Source organism: Pseudoalteromonas sp. SS15 (assembly GCF_049257195.1).
In the GTDB taxonomy this organism is placed as follows: domain Bacteria; phylum Pseudomonadota; class Gammaproteobacteria; order Enterobacterales; family Alteromonadaceae; genus Pseudoalteromonas.
In genome coordinates, this window is record NZ_JBMMUD010000001.1 from 71,226 (window position 1) to 90,610 (window position 19,385).

General features: G+C 39.2%; 17 protein-coding genes. 8 read left to right on the forward strand and 9 right to left on the reverse strand.

The features are described from left to right. Positions 1-37 precede the first annotated feature (37 nt). From hflD to cspD, 5 genes are all read right to left on the reverse strand, one after another. Complete coding sequence (hflD, locus tag AAEU28_RS00325; RefSeq protein WP_421962471.1) at positions 38-640, reverse strand: high frequency lysogenization protein HflD; 603 nt, start codon at positions 638-640, stop codon at positions 38-40. Continuing rightward, a complete protein-coding gene (mnmA, locus tag AAEU28_RS00330) occupies positions 640-1,740 on the reverse strand; it encodes a tRNA 2-thiouridine(34) synthase MnmA (protein ID WP_058029681.1) in 1,101 nt (366 codons plus the stop codon). The genes hflD and mnmA overlap by 1 nt, the downstream gene beginning before the upstream one ends. An 87-nt stretch (positions 1,741-1,827) precedes the next feature. Beyond that, a complete protein-coding gene (locus tag AAEU28_RS00335; protein ID WP_421962472.1) occupies positions 1,828-2,469 on the reverse strand; it encodes a pseudouridine synthase in 642 nt (213 codons plus the stop codon). A 118-nt stretch (positions 2,470-2,587) separates the two neighbouring features. Continuing rightward, complete coding sequence (locus AAEU28_RS00340) at positions 2,588-4,810, reverse strand: NADP-dependent isocitrate dehydrogenase (protein ID WP_421962473.1); 2,223 nt, start codon at positions 4,808-4,810, stop codon at positions 2,588-2,590. Positions 4,811-5,130: 320 nt separating this feature from the next. Next, positions 5,131-5,349, reverse strand: coding sequence for a cold shock domain-containing protein CspD (cspD, locus tag AAEU28_RS00345; protein ID WP_138482390.1), 219 nt, complete (start codon positions 5,347-5,349; stop codon positions 5,131-5,133). A 201-nt stretch (positions 5,350-5,550) separates the two neighbouring features. Here cspD and clpS point away from each other — a divergent pair, with 201 nt between their 5' ends. Further along, on the forward strand, positions 5,551-5,868 hold the full coding sequence (gene clpS, locus AAEU28_RS00350) for an ATP-dependent Clp protease adapter ClpS (protein WP_138482388.1): 318 nt from the start codon (positions 5,551-5,553) through the stop codon (positions 5,866-5,868). A gap of 29 nt (positions 5,869-5,897) precedes the next feature. Next, complete coding sequence (clpA, locus tag AAEU28_RS00355) at positions 5,898-8,165, forward strand: ATP-dependent Clp protease ATP-binding subunit ClpA (protein WP_421962474.1); 2,268 nt, start codon at positions 5,898-5,900, stop codon at positions 8,163-8,165. 152 nt (positions 8,166-8,317) lie between these two features. On the opposite strand, the gene infA is transcribed toward clpA, so the two are convergent. The 4 genes from infA to trxB form a co-directional block, all read right to left on the reverse strand. Then, positions 8,318-8,536 carry a translation initiation factor IF-1 gene (infA, locus tag AAEU28_RS00360; RefSeq protein WP_058029687.1) on the reverse strand — a complete coding sequence of 73 codons (219 nt, stop codon included), beginning with the start codon at positions 8,534-8,536 and terminating at the stop codon, positions 8,318-8,320. A 95-nt stretch (positions 8,537-8,631) separates the two neighbouring features. After that, entirely contained in the window at positions 8,632-9,339 is a 708-nt protein-coding gene (locus AAEU28_RS00365; protein WP_421962475.1) for an arginyltransferase, read from the reverse strand. After that, positions 9,332-10,051, reverse strand: a complete 720-nt coding sequence (gene aat, locus AAEU28_RS00370; protein WP_421962476.1) for a leucyl/phenylalanyl-tRNA--protein transferase — start codon at positions 10,049-10,051, stop codon at positions 9,332-9,334. The genes AAEU28_RS00365 and aat overlap by 8 nt, the downstream gene beginning before the upstream one ends. A gap of 79 nt (positions 10,052-10,130) precedes the next feature. Continuing rightward, positions 10,131-11,081, reverse strand: coding sequence for a thioredoxin-disulfide reductase (gene trxB, locus AAEU28_RS00375; protein WP_138482380.1), 951 nt, complete (start codon positions 11,079-11,081; stop codon positions 10,131-10,133). Positions 11,082-11,333: 252 nt separating this feature from the next. Between trxB and pssA the strand changes: the two genes are divergently transcribed. The 6 genes from pssA to AAEU28_RS00405 all read left to right on the forward strand — a co-directional run bounded on the left by pssA (position 11,334) and on the right by AAEU28_RS00405 (position 19,344). Continuing rightward, the gene (pssA, locus tag AAEU28_RS00380) at positions 11,334-12,659 is read left to right on the forward strand and encodes a CDP-diacylglycerol--serine O-phosphatidyltransferase (RefSeq protein WP_421962477.1); all 1,326 of its coding nucleotides are present in this window, start codon (positions 11,334-11,336) and stop codon (positions 12,657-12,659) included. Between the two features lie 117 nt (positions 12,660-12,776). Beyond that, positions 12,777-13,985, forward strand: coding sequence for an ABC transporter substrate-binding protein (locus AAEU28_RS00385; RefSeq protein WP_421962478.1), 1,209 nt, complete (start codon positions 12,777-12,779; stop codon positions 13,983-13,985). A 3-nt stretch (positions 13,986-13,988) separates the two neighbouring features. After that, a complete protein-coding gene (locus AAEU28_RS00390; RefSeq protein ID WP_421962479.1) occupies positions 13,989-17,294 on the forward strand; it encodes a response regulator in 3,306 nt (1,101 codons plus the stop codon). 12 nt (positions 17,295-17,306) lie between these two features. After that, on the forward strand, positions 17,307-17,669 hold the full coding sequence (locus AAEU28_RS00395) for a DUF1294 domain-containing protein (RefSeq protein ID WP_421962480.1): 363 nt from the start codon (positions 17,307-17,309) through the stop codon (positions 17,667-17,669). An 88-nt stretch (positions 17,670-17,757) separates the two neighbouring features. Further along, positions 17,758-18,513, forward strand: a complete 756-nt coding sequence (locus tag AAEU28_RS00400; protein WP_421962481.1) for a Nif3-like dinuclear metal center hexameric protein — start codon at positions 17,758-17,760, stop codon at positions 18,511-18,513. A gap of 9 nt (positions 18,514-18,522) precedes the next feature. Beyond that, a complete protein-coding gene (locus AAEU28_RS00405) occupies positions 18,523-19,344 on the forward strand; it encodes a methyltransferase domain-containing protein (protein ID WP_421962482.1) in 822 nt (273 codons plus the stop codon). The last annotated feature ends 41 nt before the right edge of the window (positions 19,345-19,385 follow it).

Here is a 19,385-nt window from a genome sequence, read left to right on the forward strand (position 1 = left end):
TTTCTCCTAAACTAATTGGTTTGTTTGAACGATTTCTTTAAATACTGTTTTTCGCGATGTCGATAATTTTCTTTTTGCCAAAGAAAAATTGACGTCGCTTACCACCAAGTTGTCGCCAAAGTACAGCACTGCGTATGCCTGCTAATAAAAGCGCTCGGATCTTATGTTGGTAACTTGGTTGTTTTAATAAATCTGGTTGGCCAAATACTTGAATTTTTTGTCCAAGGGGACTGAGTACTTGACTGTAGATATCAGCAAAAGCAGCAACTATAGTGCTGTCGCAAATATCAAAATGTAATAGTTGTCTTTCAACTTGATTCAAACGGCTTGCCAGCTCTTCTAACGCTTTGGGGTTGGCTGAAAGTGCACGTTCTAGTTGCATCAAACTGCCAACATATTTAACCAGCTCAACATCTTTTTCGCCTTCAGGAGAGAGTTGTTGAATAAGCGTTTTATAACCGTCTTTAATCACCCATTTGTCGTCATAGACGTCTTCTGGCTGAGCAGGATTGAGGTTAACAATACTTTTTAGAAAAGTACTGACTTCAGCTTCATTAAACTGGCCGTATTTTGCTGTTTTTTGAACAAGTTTGCTGATTTGGCACATGGCCGCCAGCGGTAAAACATAACTTGTTGACATTATTTGATCACCGAGTCGATGATACCACCGCCTAAGCAGACGTCGTCAGCATAAAATACAGCTGATTGACCAGGGGTTACTGCTTTTTGAGGCTCGTCAAATAAAACCCGTGCCATCCCGTCTTCACCGACAAGTAAAGTACATGGTATGTCAGTTTGTCTGTAACGAGTTTTTACTGTGCAACGTGTTGTGCCTTTAGGGCCAACACGGTCAACCCAGTGTAATTGATTTGCGTTAAGGCCGTTACTAAATAGGCGAGGGTGGTTTTTGCCTTGGCCAACAATTAATACGTTACGCTCTACGTCTTTATCAACTACATACCAAGGCTCGCCACTGCCTTCTTTCATACCACCAATTAATAGGCCTTTTCTCTGACCAAGGGTGTGGTACATTAAACCTTCATGTTCACCCACTTCATGACCGTCAGTGTCTTCAATTTTACCTGGTTGCGCTGGTAAGAATTTTTGCAAGAAGTCTTTGAACTTACGCTCACCAATAAAGCAGATACCGGTACTGTCTTTTTTGTCGTGTGTAATTAAACCTTGCTCTTCAGCAATACGACGTACTTCAGGCTTTTCTACTTGGCCTACAGGAAATAGCGTTTGAGCAATGTGCTCATGGCTAAGTGTATAAAGGAAGTAGCTTTGGTCTTTGTTATCATCAAGACCACGTTGCATCACAAACTTACCATCACGTTCTTCTCGACGAACATAGTGACCAGTTGCAATGTAGTCTGCACCAAGAGCTTGTGCAGCGAATTCTAAGAAAGCTTTGAATTTGATTTCTTTGTTACACATGATGTCCGGGTTTGGCGTGCGGCCCGCTTTGTATTCCTCTAAGAAATACTCAAATACGTTGTCCCAGTACTCAGCGGCAAAGTTTACGGTATGAAGCTCAATACCTAACTTATCGCAGACAGCTTGTGCATCTTTAAGATCTTCAGCAGCAGCACAATATTCGTCATTGTCATCTTCTTCCCAGTTCTTCATGAACAGGCCTTCTACCTGATAGCCTTGTTGTTTTAATAAGTAAGCTGAAACTGAAGAATCTACACCACCGGACATACCAACGATGACTTTAATCTGACTATTATCGCTCATATTTTTTGCTGTTAATCTCTTTGATTTTGAAAGGCGTGAGTATAGCACGATATTTTAAGAGGCTGAATCCTAAGTTGGCGTTTAACGCTAAAGCACTTTATATTCGCCATTGTTAATGCCATCAAGGGTGTATTTTCCAATACGATATCGTATCAAGCGAAGTGTAGGGTGACCAATATGGGCTGTCATTCTGCGAACTTGTCGGTTTTTGCCTTCAGAAATGGTAATTTCAAGCCAAGTAGTTGGAATATTTTTGCGTTCTCGTATTGGTGGATTACGAGGCCAAATATTTGGTTCGTTAATAATTCTGACTTTTGCAGGCTTAGTAAGGCCATCTTTTAATTCGACGCCTTTATTGAGTGCATAAATTGACTCATCGCTTGGCACACCCTCAACTTGCACCCAGTAGGTTTTATCTGTGTCTTTTTTCGGATTCGTCAGAGTGTGTTGTAATTTTCCGCAGTTTGTTAAGAGTAATAATCCTTCACTGTCTCGGTCTAATCGACCTGCTGCATATACGCCTTTTTCTTTTACGTAGTCTGCCAAAGTTGCACGGTTTTGATCATCGGTGAACTGGCAAAGTACATCAAAAGGTTTATTAAACAGGACAATTTTAACTTGATCTGCAGGAAGCGCTTCTTTGACCACGCGTTTTTTATTAAATGGTTTTTTGTTATGAGGTTTCTTTTGGAATGTTTTGTTAGTGCGATTAGGCGCGCGATTTTGCATTGGTTATATGAGGTAAAAACATTGATGTGAGCATAATAGCAAATTATAGCCTTGCTACTAAGTAAAACACTCATAAAAAAAGGGCATCAAACGATGCCCTTAATCATTCAAATTAGTATTAAGCTAGTTTCGCTAACACTGCATTGAAAGTTTCACTAGGACGCATAGCAGCAAAAGCAAGCTCGTCATTAGGCTGGAAATAACCGCCAACATCTTTGCTTACGCCTTGCGCAGCGTTAAGTTCTTCAACAATTGTTTGCTCTTTAGCGGTTAACTCTTCAGCGATTGGCGCGAACAACGCTTGTAGTTCAGCATCGTCTGATTGAGCTGCAAGAGCTTGTGCCCAGTACAGAGACAGATAGAAGTGGCTACCACGGTTATCAAGTTCGTTTACTTTACGAGACGGTGACTTGTTTTCATCTAGGAATTTACCAGTCGCTGCGTCTAGTGTATCAGCAAGCACTTGTGCTTTAGCATTACCATTCACTTGGCTTAAGTGCTCTAGTGATGCCGCAAGTGCTAAGAACTCACCTAAAGAATCCCAACGTAAGTGGTTTTCTTTTTCGAACTGTTGAACGTGCTTAGGTGCAGAACCACCAGCACCTGTTTCGAATAAGCCACCACCGTTCATTAGCGGAACGATTGAAAGCATTTTCGCACTTGTGCCCAGTTCAAGAATTGGGAATAAGTCAGTTAGGTAGTCACGTAATACGTTACCTGTTACTGAAATCGTATCTTGACCGTCTTTCATGCGAGCAAGAGAGTATTCTGTTGCTTCAACTGGTGCTTTGATAAGAATTTCAAGGCCCGCAGTGTCGTGGTCAGCTAGATATGTGTTTACTTTCTTGATTAGTTGCGCATCGTGAGCACGGTTTTCGTCTAACCAGAAAACAGCAGGTGTGTTTGTAGCGCGAGCACGGTTAACAGCAAGTTTTACCCAATCTTTGATTGGTGCATCTTTAACCTGACACATACGCCAGATATCACCTTGTGCAACGTCATGTTGAAGAAGTACATTGCCGTCAGTGTCTACTACGCAGATCGTACCAGCAGAAGCCGCTTCAAATGTCTTATCATGTGAACCATATTCTTCTGCTTTTTGAGCCATTAGACCAACGTTAGGAATTGTACCCATAGTACGAGGGTCGAAAGCACCATTTTTCTTACAGAAGTCGATAGTTGCTTGGTAAACACCAGAGTAACAACGATCTGGAATAACAAAGCTAGTGTCTTGTTGCTTGCCTTCAGCATTCCACATTTGACCGCTTGTACGAATAGCAGCAGGCATAGATGCATCAATGATCACATCACTTGGTACATGTAGGTTAGTGATACCACGATCAGAATCAACCATAGCAATGCTAGGGCGCTCAGCGTATACCGCTTGAATGTCAGCTTCAACTTCAGCACGCTTTGCGTCGTCTAATTGCGCGATTTTAGCGTAAACGTCACCAAGACCGTTGTTAACATCAACACCTAGCTCTTCAAATAATTCGCCATGTTTAGCAAATACATCTTTGTAGAATACTTTTACAGCGTGGCCAAAGATGATTGGATCAGACACTTTCATCATCGTTGCTTTCATATGCAGAGAGAAAAGAACGCCTTTCTCTTTAGCTGCATTGATTTCTTGTTCTAGGAAAGCTTGTAAGTCAGCTGCGCGCATGCGTGATGCATCGATGATTTCACCAGCAAGAAGAGGTGTGCTTGCTTTAAGTACAGTAACGTCGCCATTCTCTGCAACGTGTTCGATGCGAACGTCAGTTGCATTTTCTACAGTTGTTGATTGCTCAGAACCAAAGAAGTCACCATCAGTCATGCTAGCAACGTATGATTGTGAGTCTGCAGCCCATGCACCCATTGAGTGAGGGTTTTTACGTGCGTATGCTTTTACAGAAGCAGGTGCACGACGGTCAGAGTTACCTTCACGTAAAACAGGGTTTACTGCAGAACCTTTGATTTTGTCATAAGTCGCTTTAATTGCAGCTTCTTCATCTGACTTTGGTTCTTCAGGGTAGTTAGGCAGTGCGTAACCTTTATCTTGAAGCTCTTTGATTGTTGCTTTTAATTGAGGTACTGACGCAGAGATATTTGGAAGCTTGATGATATTAGCTTCTGGTGTTTTAGCTAATTCGCCTAGCTCTGCAAGTGCATCGCCAATGCGCTGCTCTTCAGTTAAAAACTCAGGGAAGTTTGCAATTACACGACCTGCAAGTGAAATATCACGAGTTTCAACTTCAACGCCTGCAGCATTAGTGTAAGCTTGAATGATTGGAAGCAGCGAGTATGTAGCTAAAGCCGGTGCTTCGTCAGTTTTTGTATATATAATTTTAGATGTCATTATCATTCCTAGATCAGGGGCACAGAGTGCCTATCAAAACGCAATGGGAATGCTATGTTGCCTAAGGCAACTTTATATAGCAAGTTTGATAGTTATAACTACTCTAAAAGTCTATATGCACCATTGAAGGTGATATCTTAAAGGTTAATCAAAATAATTGTGTAAACCTAAATAGGCATAACTAACAAGCCTGAAAACAGACACTAGTTTAACAAGCAATTTATATATGGGCTAATTTAAAAATTTAAAGTGGAGAAGAGAAATAAAAAATAAGGGGGGTGAAGCGAGTTAAAACCCGCTTTATTAATGAGATAATAACATCAAGCGAGTTCAGTCTCTCTAGGAGCGATGTTCGTTGCATGAAGTCCTTTTGGACCTTGTTGCAACTCGAAGGTTACATCTTGACCGGCTTTAAGTGTTTTGTATCCATCCATCACAATCGTTGAGTAATGGGCGAAGATATCTTCTTCACTGCCGTCTTCTACGATGAAACCAAACCCTTTGGCGTTATTGAACCATTTGACTTTTCCGCAAGCCATACTTCCACATCCTTCTATAAGTTGACTAATTTAGTTAATCTAAACTTTATAATTTGCTAGACTGCCCATAGATTAGACAATCTAATAACGACTGTAGTTTAAATGAGCAATCAGTCAAGGCTTTTAGACAAATTTTTAACAAAAAATTTATTTTTTCAATTCAAGTTTGCTTGAGTTAACAACACAAGACTATATTTTATTATGAGTGGTATTAAAGATTCTGGTGTAATCGATACAGTTAGAGAGAAGCAAAAGCAAAAGCTAAGCCCACCTCGAAAGTATAAAGTCATTTTAAATAATGATGATTACACTCCAATGGACTTTGTAATCGAAGTATTAATGACGTTTTTTAATATGGACAGCGAAAAAGCAACTGACGTGATGCTGCGCGTGCATCACGAGGGAAAGGCAGTATGTGGCTTGTATCCTTCAGATATTGCACATACTAAGGCGGAACAAGTAAATCGTTACGCTCGCGACCATGAACATCCACTGCTATGTAGTTGTGAGCAGGAATAACCGATATAAATCTCGTTTGGGGGTTGCTTATGCTAAACAAAGATCTTGAAATTACCTTAAATGCAGCGTTTCGTGAGGCAAGAACACGTCGTCACGAATTTATGACTGTTGAGCATTTATTACTTGCATTAATAGATAACCCATCAGCAGGTGAAGCATTAGGCGCATGCGGTGTTGATACAGAAACGCTCAAACGAGAGCTTTCTGAGTTTATCGATGAAACAACACCATTATTACCTGAAAGTGAAAATGATAGAGAAACGCAGCCGACACTAGGTTTTCAGCGTGTTTTACAAAGAGCTGTATTTCATGTGCAATCATCTGGGCGCACAGAAGTTACAGGTGTGAACGTATTAGTTGCAATATTTTCTGAACAAGAAAGCCAAGCTGTTTATCTACTGAAAAAGAGTGATATCAGTCGCTTAGATATAGTGAACTTCATTTCTCACGGTGTGGCTAAGTCAGATGACGAGCATCACGAAGATGACCATGAAGACATCAATAGTGATGACTCTAACGACGTACAAGGTGAAGAGAAGACTAAACTTGAAAACTTCACAACTAACCTGAACGCGATGGCACAAGCGGGCCAGTTAGATCCATTAGTAGGTCGAGATCAAGAAGTAGAACGCACTGTTCAGGTTTTATGTCGTCGTAAAAAGAATAACCCTTTACTTGTAGGCGAAGCTGGTGTTGGAAAAACCGCGATTGCAGAAGGGCTTGCCTATAGAATCGTAAATGAGCAAGTACCCGATGTGATTGCCGATGCGGTGGTATATTCACTTGATATGGGCGCATTATTAGCGGGAACTAAATATCGCGGTGATTTTGAAAAGCGTTTTAAAGCGTTGTTGAAAGAGCTACAAGCAAAACCACATTCAATTCTATTTATTGATGAGATCCATACAATCATAGGTGCAGGTGCTGCGTCGGGTGGTGTGATGGATGCCTCGAATCTGATTAAACCATTACTGTCTAGTGGTCAATTAAGATGTATGGGTTCAACGACTTATAACGAGTTTAAAAATATTTTTGAAAAAGACAGAGCACTTGTTCGTCGCTTCCAAAAGATAGATGTACTCGAGCCAAGTGTTGAAGATACAACAAAGATCCTAATGGGCTTGAAAGACCGTTACGAAGATCACCATGGTATTCGCTATACTCAAAAAGCACTTCGTGCGGCTGCAGAATTGAGCGCGAAATATATTAACGAGCGTCACTTACCAGATAAAGCCATTGATGTGATAGATGAAGCGGGGGCAAACCAGCGTTTGCTACCAGTATCTAAGCGTAAGAAAACCATCAACGTTGCAGATATTGAGCAGATTGTATCTAAGATTGCACGTATTCCTCAGCAGAGTGTGTCTTCAAGCGATAAAGAAACACTCAAAAACTTAGATAGAAACTTAAAAATGTTGGTGTTTGGTCAAGATCAATCTATTGATGCATTAACATCTGCAATTAGACTTTCTCGTTCAGGCCTTTCAAATGAAGACAAACCAATTGGTTCTTTCTTGTTTGCTGGCCCAACTGGTGTTGGTAAAACAGAAGTTACAAAGCAACTTGCAAAATGTATGGGCGTGGAGTTCATTCGTTTTGATATGTCAGAGTACTCTGAACGTCACGCGGTTAGCCGGTTAATCGGCGCGCCTCCAGGCTATGTGGGTTATGAGCAGGGCGGTTTGCTAACTGATTCTGTGATCAAACACCCTCATGCTGTTGTACTTTTAGATGAGATTGAAAAAGCGCACCCAGATATTTATAACATTTTGCTACAAGTTATGGACCATGGCACGTTAACAGACAACAATGGCCGCAAAGCAGACTTTAGAAATGTTGTACTTGTCATGACCACGAATGCGGGGGTTCAAGAAACCATTCGTCAGTCAATAGGATTTGCGCAGCAAGATCATTCGCACGATGCGATGGTTGAGATAAATAAGGTGTTCACACCAGAATTTAGAAACCGCTTAGACAATATCATTTGGTTTAACCATTTAGATAAAGAGGTTATTTTACAAGTTGTAGATAAATTCTTAGTTGAACTTCAAGCGCAACTTGACCGTAAATCTGTGAACCTAGAGCTGACAGCAGCGGCTAGAGAATGGTTAGCTGATCTAGGCTACGACAAAGCAATGGGTGCTAGACCAATGTCACGAGTTATTCAAGAGCAATTGAAAAAGCCACTTGCAAATGAAATCCTGTTTGGCAAGTTAGCCGAAGGCGGCACAGTTAAAGTGGGCCTGAAGAGTAATAAACTTAACTTCCAATTTGATGTTGAAATGGCGGAAGCTTAAAGGTGAGAAGGTGTAAACCCACCTTCCATGAGACCATTAAAAAAGCCTAGCTAAGCTAGGCTTTTTTATTTAACACATCGAATGAAATCACCCTGATGGGTTAAAGGTAAAACGAATGAACTTAACCAATACGCTTTACAATCACGGCGTAATTAACGCGCGCGGAAAACGATACGACCTTTAGTTAAATCGTATGGCGTCATTTCAACAGTTACTTTATCGCCTGTTAAAATACGAATGTAGTTTTTGCGCATTTTACCAGAAATATGAGCAACCACTACGTGGCCGTTTTCAAGTTCAACGCGGAACATTGTGTTTGGTAAAGTATCAAGGACCGTGCCTTGCATTTCAATTACGTCTTCTTTCGCCATGTGTAGCGTAACACCTCTTTGATTAGATTAACGCTGCAGATTTTGCCGAAAACCACACAATAAGTAAAGGTAAGGGGGGAAATTAGTTAATTTAATTACAGCTTCAGTTGCCAAACATCCGATATAAAACGCTCTGCAGGTTTAAATTGAGACTTGTAAGACATCTTTCTGCATTCATCAATTTGATAACCCAAATACACGAAATCTAAACCAGAGCTTTTTGCGAATTCTATTTGAAGCAATATCATCACAACACCAAGGCTAAACTTGTCATAGTCAGGGTGATAAAAGGTATAAATCGCAGATAAAGAATTTGGCATAGTGTCTGTGACTGCAACAGCGATAAGTTCATCTTGATCCCACAACTCAATAAAGGTAACTGGTAACCAATTACAAAATAAAAAACTTTCATATTGTAGGCGGTTTGGAGGGAACATAGTCCCGTCATGATGCTTTTGATTTATATAGTTCTCATATAATGCGTAATAATTTGATTGCTCTTTATCACTCACCTTAATATAGAAATTGTTTTTCGCTGTTTTTAGCTTTCGCTTTTGTGATTTTGATAGCACAAAATCTTTAACAGGAATACGCATTGACTCACAGGCATGGCAACTAGGACAATGAGGGCGATAAATTTGATCACCGCTGCGTCTGAAACCTAATTCTAATAAGTCTTGAAACCGTGCTGCGTTGTAGCATTGACTATCGAGGATGACGAGCAGCTGTTCTTGTTTATCAGGTAAATAACTGCAATCAAACTGTTGGCTTAATCCAATCTTTGAAGGAAAATGTTCAGTCATAAATCTCTTCCAATACCTGTGGTTTCCACATCGAACTGGGTATATCAAAGCTCTGAGCTAACTTAAGTTTAGCTAAAAACTCAGACCTTGAAATTAATTTTGCACCTAAAGTGGTTAAATAGGGGTTTTCCAACTGACAATCTACAAAATGGGCGTTGTGCTTTTTAAGCCAATTAACTAACGCCCACATGGCTAACTTTGAGCCGTTTGGTTGATTAAAAAACATAGACTCTCCACAGAAAACACCTGAGTTCATAACTCCATAAAGACCACCCATCAGATTATTGTTTTGATCCCAGACTTCGAGGCTATGTGCAAAACCTAACGTATGCATATGAGTGTAGGCAGCCAACATCTGATGGTTTATCCAGGTACCTTCTGCATGTAACCTTTGCTCTCGGCAGGCATTGATAACAGTGTCAAATGCTTTATTAACAGTGACGATAGGTTTTGTTCTTCTTGCCACTTTTTTTAATGAACGACTGACATGGAAATCATGCAGTTCAATCACACCTCTGTCACTTGGCGACCACCACATGATGGGCTCTTTTTCATTAAACCAAGGGAAAATACCTGACTTATATGCAAGGTTGAGTCTTGCAGGTGTAAGACAGCCTCCGATAGCAAGTAAGCCATCAGGTTCATTTAAAGCCAAAGTTGGTGAAGGAAAATCGATTGTTTCAGTTGATAGCTGATATAGGCGTGGTGTCATTTAAGAAATTAATCATATTTTTAATGAAAAACATCTTAAAGTGAAAGCGGAGGGTTAAACAACCCTCCAGGTCTGAAATTTATTGGTTATCTAGGAAGCGCTCAGCATCTAGTGCTGCCATACAACCAGTACCAGCTGACGTAATTGCTTGACGATAGATGTGATCAGATACATCACCAGCTGCAAACACACCTTCAACAGAAGTTTGCGTTGCATTACCATTTAGACCTGACTGGACTACTAAATAACCATCTTTCATTTCAAGTTGGCCTTCAAACATATCTGTGTTTGGTTTGTGACCGATTGCGATGAACACACCAGCTAAATCAAGTTGCTCAACATTATCTGAGTCTGTATCTTTAATTTTGATGCCAGTTACACCCATTTCATCACCAACTACTTCATCTAAAGTACGATTGAAATGAAGTGTTACGTTGCCGTTTTTTGCTTTTTCCATTAAACGGTCAGATAAAATCTTTTCACTGCGGAATGAGTCGCGACGGTGAATAACATGAACTTCATCTGCAATGTTAGAAAGGTATAGAGCTTCTTCAACAGCAGTGTTACCACCACCAACAACCGCTACTTTTTGTCCGCGGTAAAAGAAACCGTCACATGTAGCACATGCAGAAACACCACGACCTTGGAAAGCTGTCTCAGATTCAAGGCCTAAATATTTAGCAGAAGCGCCAGTAGCAATGATAAGTGCGTCACAAGTGTATGTACCTTGATCGCCTGTTAGCGTAAATGGACGCTTTGTAACGTCTACTTTGTTGATATGGTCGAAAACGATTTCAGTTTCGAAACGTTCTGCATGTTCTTTCATACGATCCATCAAAGCAGGACCAGTTAAGCCGTGTGCGTCACCAGGCCAATTCTCAACTTCAGTTGTTGTTGTAAGCTGACCACCTTGCTGCATACCAGTAATTAGCACAGGGTTTAAATTTGCGCGTGCAGCATAAACTGCAGCAGTGTAACCAGCAGGACCCGAGCCTAAAATTAAAAGTTTACAGTGTTTTGCATCACTCATGAGGTATTCCTAATCAATTATCTTTTTAATGAAGTGAGGACGATTCTATGTAAAACAAGTGAGAAGTAAAATAAATTAGGAATATTGAAAATTAATAAATTTAAAAGGTGTCAAATAATCTGTACTTGTTGAAAAAAACATCCAAAAATCGATGTTTTATCAGAAATTCATGACCTAATAATATTTTTTTGATATGTTCTTACTAATTTTGTGTGAGACTCTGGATTGAGTCACCTTTATTTATAGGTTGTTATGGCATTTTGGCAGGACATTCCAAGCTTTGAGTTAGCAGACAAAGACGTTGAAGTACTAAATAGCGCAAAGCAATATCATGAAAGACTGTTAAGTCTCATTGAAAGCGCTAAATATCGGATTTATATCACTGCTTTGTATTTACAAGACGATGAAGCGGGTAGAGAAGTGCTTTTAGCACTTCATAAAGCTTCACTAGCAAACCCAACGCTTGAGATTAATGTATTAGTTGATTTTCACCGAGCTCAACGTGGCCTTATAGGTGCTGCGAAATCGGAGGGAAATGCAGCCTTATATTGTGATGAATTAGAAAAACATCAAAGTAATGTAAAAGTATTTGGTGTACCAGTTAAAGGCAAAGAACTATTCGGCGTTCTACATTTAAAAGGCATCGTTATCGACGATATCTTGCTTTATAGCGGTGCGAGCATAAACAATGTGTATATGAATGTGGGTGAAAAGTACCGACTTGATAGATACTTCATTTTACAACAACCAGGGTTAGCGGATTCTTTTTGTAACTTCACAAATGATTTTTTATTGTCGTCAGAAGCTGTACCAAGAATAGATAGTCGCCCAATACCTAAATACAATGAGATTAAAGTTTCTCAGCGTCAATTGATGAAAGAGTTGAGAAAAGGTCGATACAATATAGAATCAAGTAACTCTGATTCTACCTTGAGTGTTCGACCATTCTTAGGGTTTGGTAGACGTGCAAATAAGTTGAATAGGTTAATTAAAGCCTTGTTTGACACAACAGAAAAAGAACTATTGCTTTATACGCCATACTTTAATTTTCCAGCGCCATTACTTCGCTCTTTACGTCGTTTACTAAAGCAAGGTAAAGAAGTAACCATCGTTGTTGGTGATAAAACAGCGAATGATTTTTATATTTCTCCAGAACAACCATTTAGCAAAATAGGTGCGTTACCTTATCTCTATGAAACGATTTTATTTAAATTCTTAAAATCTAATAAAAGGTTCATTCAGTCAGGGTTGCTTAAGGTATACCTTTGGAAACATGAAAATAACTCTTTTCATTTGAAAGGCGTGAGTAAAGATGGTCAGCTACATCTTCTAAGTGGTCATAACCTAAATCCAAGAGCCTGGGGATTAGATATTGAAAATGGAATTTTGATCGAAGATAAAGCGCATAAGCTCGATCAATTGTTATTGACAGAGAAGCAAGACATTCTTCAACACTGCCGATTATTATCTAGTCATGAAGATCTGGAATCAGTTCAAGATTACCCGCAGCCAGTCAGGAAATTACTAGGCCAGGCGAAGCGTGTAAAAGTTGATTTCATAATTAAACGATTTATTTAGAAAAGGCCAGATATGGCCTTTTTTATTATGTGTTTTTTATCTATATACACGCTTAAATTTCTACAAAGTTGATTTTTTGAACTAAGGTTAAAAAAACAAAATCAACCAGATGAAATTATGAAGGCCATCCAATATTGTTTTATTATTTGTTTTTTTGCCTATAGTTCATCAAATTGGGCGCAATCAGTTCACCAATTCAATATTTATCATGACTCAGATTACTCAAACCATTTTGCATCTGCCAATGCAATCAAAATGGGATTTATGTCTGCGTTAGAATCTGAAAAAAATAGGCTAGAAAACGTCGAGTTTAATTTTTTAGAAATGGATCATCGAGGTAATAGCAACCGTAGCTTGTTACATATGAAAAAATTCCTCAAGGATCCTAAAGCATTATTCATATTGGGGGGCCTTCATTCTCCTCCTTACATAAAAAATAGGACCTTCATAAACAAAGAACAGATCTTACTATTGGTGCCTTGGGCTGCAGGTGGTTCTATCACTCGCTATGAACATGGGACAAACTGGGTTTTTAGATTATCTGTAGACGACACTAAAGCGGGCTACCGGATTATCCAATTCGCAAAAGAAGCACGTTCTTGTGAACAGCCTCATTTACTCCTTGAAAACACGCCATGGGGCAAATCAAACGAACGAACCATGCAAGATGCTTTAGGGAAAAATAAAGCTGAAGTGACTTGGTTCAATTGGAATACGAGACTAAAAAAATCAAAGTTAATTTTGAGGGGGATCATAAATACAGGTGCGGACTGTATTGTTTTTGTTGGCAATGCTATTGAAGGTAAATACTTTACTCAGGCAATGGCAGAAATAGATAAAACTTTGCAAAAACCAATCATTAGTCATTGGGGAATTACAGGAGGTAATTTTTTCGATACGACTAAGCAATACCTTAAGGGGGGTATTGAGCTTAATTTTATTCAATCCTGCTTCTCCTTTGATGAACTACCTCATTCAGATAGTGTAAAGAAAGCAATTAAGTCTGCTAAGAAGTTGTTTAAGCAAGATTTTGACGTTGAAACGCTGCAAGCCCCCGCAGGTTTTGTGCACGGCTACGATTTGGGATTACTGTTTGTTCAGGCCATGACACAAATTGAGGCGACAAAAGATACAGCCAGTACAAGACGGTCGTTAAGACATGCGCTCGAGAATCTCAACTTACCAGTAGATGGCTTGGTCAAGGTTTATTCAAAACCATTTTCAAATAAGGGTGAAGATTCGCATGAGGCTTTAGGTTTAGAAGATCTTTGTATGGCCAAATACAAAGAGAATGGCTCTATTTCTATCATCAAGAATAAAGGCTAGTGTGTGAAGTCACAATTCTTAAAGATGCAGCTTGATGCCAACAAAGCTTTCATTGTCTTTGTAGTGATGAGCCTTTTTTTATCGGTTTTGATAAGCGTGATGCTAGTAGGGAGGGAAGCTTCATCTGTATTAAATGGCTACAAGCAACAAGCATCAGAAACAGAAGCGAAACTCAGTGCAAAATATATAGAAAACTTTTTAGAAACGAGAATTTTGCTGCTGAAAGATTTATCAAGTCAACCCATCATTATTAACGGCGTTATGGGTTCAGGTGTGTCAGAAGCGTCTTTAAATGATTATTTGTCAGAGTTTAAGATTCTAGGGATAAAGGAACAACTTTGGGTCTTCAATGTCCTTGGTGATTATGTCTATAGAAATAGCGAAGAGCAGGCTATTAGGGAAACTCCAAGTGACTGGCTTGAAGATTTACTTAATGGGGAGCTTTCACATGCCGTATTGCTTGATCAAAGCCAAGGGCAAGCATATTTCAAATTGGCAGTGCCTATAAACTATAATGGATTCACCGAAGGGGCACTGATTGTCAAGTTTGAAACTCCTATTGATGTTTTATTATCTGAAGTCCTTGAGTCAAATACACATGGCGTTAAACTATCAGGCCCTTGGTTAAGTTATTCAAATTTAAGTACAAATAATAAGTACGATTCAGTGTTAAAGTCTGACCTTCATAGTTCGGGCTTAATGCTTAATTACTTAGTTGATTCTACTTTGGTAGAAAAACAAGTGAAGCAAGTCATCATAAGTATTGCTAGTGCAATTTTTGTAAGCCTGTTTTTATCTTCTTTATTTTTATTCTTAGTTGGTCAGAAACTACTTTTAAACCCCTATAGAAAGCTTGAACTGTCTCAACAAGCAACAAAGTTGAGTGAAGAAAGGTTAAACCTTGCTATAAATGGGAGTCTAGATGGTATTTGGGACTGGGATATAAAAACAGGAAAGGTATTTTGTTCTGAACGTTTCAGGGAATTACTCGGTTATGCACCTCATGATGAGTTTCCCGAGGACTATACGGTCTTAGAAAGAATGGTTCATATTGAAGATCGTGAGTTTGTAAAAAGCAGCTTAAAGGCACACCTTCAGCAAAAAGCAATTTATGATGTGCAACACAGATTCATGACCAAAAAAGGGGAATTTAGAGTTTACAGAGTGAAGGGCGATGCCCTATTTGATAGTACTAACAAAGCGATCAGGATGGCAGGGTCAATGACTGATGTCACAGAGCAAATACAAGCCCAACAAGCGCTGAAAAAAGCAAAAGAAGAAAATGATTTATTAGCCCTTTCTATTGATGCTAGTAACCTAGGAGTAACAATAAGCTCAGTATCTGATCCAGAGCTACCTCTCATATACATAAACCAAGCTTTTACCAACATTACAGGTTATGGAGAAGAGATCCTAGGGAAAAGCTGTCGTTTATTACAAGGGGAGCAAACGTGTCAGCTCTCAGTTGATAAGATCAGGAAGGCTTTGAAAAATCATGACATAGTGAAAGTTGACCTCTTAAATTACAAAAAGAATGGCCAACCATTTTGGAATAGTTTACAGCTTTTTCCTGTACATAATGAAGCAGGAGAGCTCACCGCTTATGTGGGTATTCAACAAGACATAACAGATAGAGTTGCTTCAGAAAAAGCGTTAAAAGAAGCCAAAATGATGGCGGAGCAAGCCAGTATTGCCAAAAGCGAGTTTTTGGCCTCAATGAGTCATGAAATACGTACCCCAATGAATGGGGTGCTAGGCATGCTCAATTTACTGCTTAATAGTGACTTAAATGCAGAACAACAACACCGAATAAACGTTGCAATGAGCAGTGCTAATTCTCTTTTAACCTTAATCAATGACATTTTAGACTTTTCAAAGGTGGATGCAGGAAAGCTCGAGCTAGAACACTTAGAGTTTGATTTGCGAGGGTTGCTCGGTGATTTTGCGGAGTCAGCCGTTATACAAGCACACAACAAAAGCATAGAACTTATTTTAGATGTAACAAACATAGATGAAGCCGTTGTAGTTGGTGATCCTGGTAGGTTGAGGCAAATCTTAAGCAATTTGGTTGGTAATGCCATTAAGTTCACTTCAGATGGTGAAGTGCTGATTGAAGCGTCTTTGATTGAGTATGACACTGATAATTGGCAGTTAAATTGTAATATCAAAGATACAGGCATTGGAATATCATCTGAGCAGCAGGCAAAATTGTTTCAATCATTCAGTCAGGTTGATGCCTCAACAACCAGAAAATATGGCGGAACTGGACTTGGACTGGCAATTGTAAAAAAACTCTGTGAACTGATGGATGGTGCAGTTTCTGTGTCAAGTCAGGCTGGTAAAGGTTCCTGTTTTAGCTTTTCGATTCTACTAGGAAAGAGTAATGCGTCATTTCATGTTATTCCAGATGTTGAGATGAAGCACCTTAATATTTTACTGGTAGATGATAACAAAACTAATCGTGAAGTACTTAGGGCACAGCTTGAACATTGGGGCGCGACTGTAACAGAGGCGCGTTCAGGCATCGAAGCTTTAACCATCAGCGAAAGTTATTTTGCAAAGCACAATAACTGCTTCGATATCGCATTTTTGGATATGCAAATGCCTGTCATGGATGGTGCACAGTTAGGGGAACATATAAAAGCAAACGAACACTTAAAAGCCATGAAGTTAATTATGATGACTTCGATGTGTCATAAAGGCGATGCAAAGTTTTTTGCTAACTTGGGGTTTGATGGATATTTTCCGAAACCTGCGACAACATTTGATTTATTTGCAGCGCTTTCAATCGTTGCAGAAAATGGAGAAGCCCTCAAAGGCGCTAAGCCTTTAGTGACGACTCATTACATAAAGTCGCTTAAAGCTCAGTCAGCTTTGAAGCCTGAAGAGATAAGCTGGGGAGAGGGGATCCGTATTCTTTTAGCTGAAGATAATCGTGTTAATCAAATTGTTGCGCAAAGTATGCTGGCAAAACTAAATTTAACGCATGTAGATATTGCGGCAAATGGTGAAGAAGTGATCCAAGGCTTACTTAATACAACAAGAGATACTAAATACACCGTCATTCTTATGGATTGCCAAATGCCAGAAATGGATGGATATGAGGCCACAATAGAAGTTAGAAATGGAAAAGCAGGGGAGCTTTATAAAGATATTCCGATAATAGCAATGACCGCGAACGCGATGGTTGGTGATAAAGATAAATGTCTAGAAGCTGGTATGGATGACTATATTTCTAAACCAATAAAACCCGAAGTTCTATTTGAACGTTTGTTACAATGGCTTCCTTACAAAGAAATAGAATCATGAGATTAACAGAGCTTGAACTTATTTTTTCGAAGTGCGAACCACTCCCTGCTTATACTAACCCTTTTTTTAGTCACGATTTCTATCGCCTCTAATGACAAACTTGTACCGCTTGTTTTTACCTATTTATTCATAACCAATTCGATCTTTTGTTTTTTATTTTTACTTGATAAAAAGCGGGCAAAAGTGGATGGGCAAAGAATCAGTGAATTAAGTTTAAGTGTCACGGCGCTGCTATCGCTCAACCTTTCAACTTTATTGATGCAAGAGTTAATACGGCATAAGACAATAAAATGGCAGTTCAACGGTAAGCTCTTTATTACATTTGTAATTCAAAACATTCTTTTACTCTCTTATTTTGTTGTTACGATATTTTAATTTTATTAATTAGTAGGTTGTTGTTGCGCTTTATCATCATGACTAAGCTGTTAAAATACGCCCTAAATTTCAAGGGCTGAGGAATCAAATGAAAAGAACAAAACTTGTTAATCAATTAACCGAACTATTAAAACCATTTTCTATTAGTGACTATTGCCCGAATGGTTTACAAGTTGAAGGGGCTGAAGAAGTTAAAAAAATTGTGACGGGTGTTACTGCCAGTCAGGCGCTGATCGATGCTGCCATAGAAGCTGGAGCTGACACGATTTTAGTTCATCATGGCTTCTTCTGGAAAGGTGAAGATCAAACTATTACGGGCATGAAGCAAAGACGTATTAAAGCGTTATTAGAAAACAACATCAATTTACTTGCTTATCATTTACCTCTAGATGTTCACCCAGAACTTGGCAACAATGCGCAATTGGCTGAGTTACTAGATATTACTTACGAAAGGCCTCTGGAGCCTTGGAATAAAAACTGTGTTGCAGTGAAAGGCAAACTCAAGACACCAATGAGCTTAGAAGCATTTGCGCAACTGGTAGACGAGAAACTTGATAGAAAACCATTAGTAAATCAAGCGGGCGATCATCTAATTAAAACCATCGCTTGGTGTACAGGTGGAGGCCAAAGTTTTATCGATATGGCCGCAACCCAAGGTATTGATGCCTACTTAACCGGTGAGGCTTCTGAGCAGACAATCCATAGCTCAAATGAACAAAACATCCACTTTATAGCAGCAGGCCATCATGCTACTGAACGTTATGGTGCCAAAGCTTTAGGTGAGTATCTTGCTAAAACCTATGATTTAGACGTTGAATTTATTGATATCAATAATCCGGTTTAACCGCTAAATATGAGTAACAAAAACAAAAGCTACAAAGATAAATTAGCGCGCGATAGAAGCTTTAATGCTATCTCGGAAAAATTTAAGAAGAATATTTACGGTACACCTAAGGGCAAAATACGAGAAGCCATTTTAAAGCGTGATTTTTCTCAGCATATTCCATGGCTAGATAATGCGACTGCACCAATACGAATAATAGATATTGGTGGTGGGCAAGGTCAGTTAGCGATTTATTTGGCTAGTTTAGGCCATCACATCACGCTGGTGGATATATCGGAAGATATGCTACAACTTGCAAAAGAGCATGTGGAGCAAGCGGGTTTAAGTGCTCAATTTGAATTTATTCACGCACCATTACTGGCATTGCCTGAATTAGAGTTAGGTACTTTCGATTTTGTCCTGTGCCATGCTGTGCTTGAATGGTTAGTTGATCAAGTTGAGGCGATTACGATTTTGTCAAAACTTGTCAACGATGCGGGTTATTTGTCTTTAATGTACTTCAATAAAGACGCACACTTATTTGCAAATATGGTCTATGGAAATTTTGATTATGTAAATCAAGGGTTGCATGTAAAACAAAAAGTTGGTTTAAGCCCTAACCACCCTGTAGAGCCAGAAGTTGTAGACAAAGCTTTAAATCAAGAAAACTTCCATCGTCTCTGCAAAACGGGTGTGCGTTGTTTTCATGATTATTTGCGAGAGCTTGAAAAAGGTAAAACGCAATTTGATGATTTACTTGCATTAGAGCTTAAATATAACCAACAAGAGCCTTATGCGTCGCTCGGTCGTTATACGCATTTATTGCTGCAAGCTAAGTCGAGAAACTCATAACTAAAAATTATATTAACCAGAACTTAAATAAAAAGCCCTTA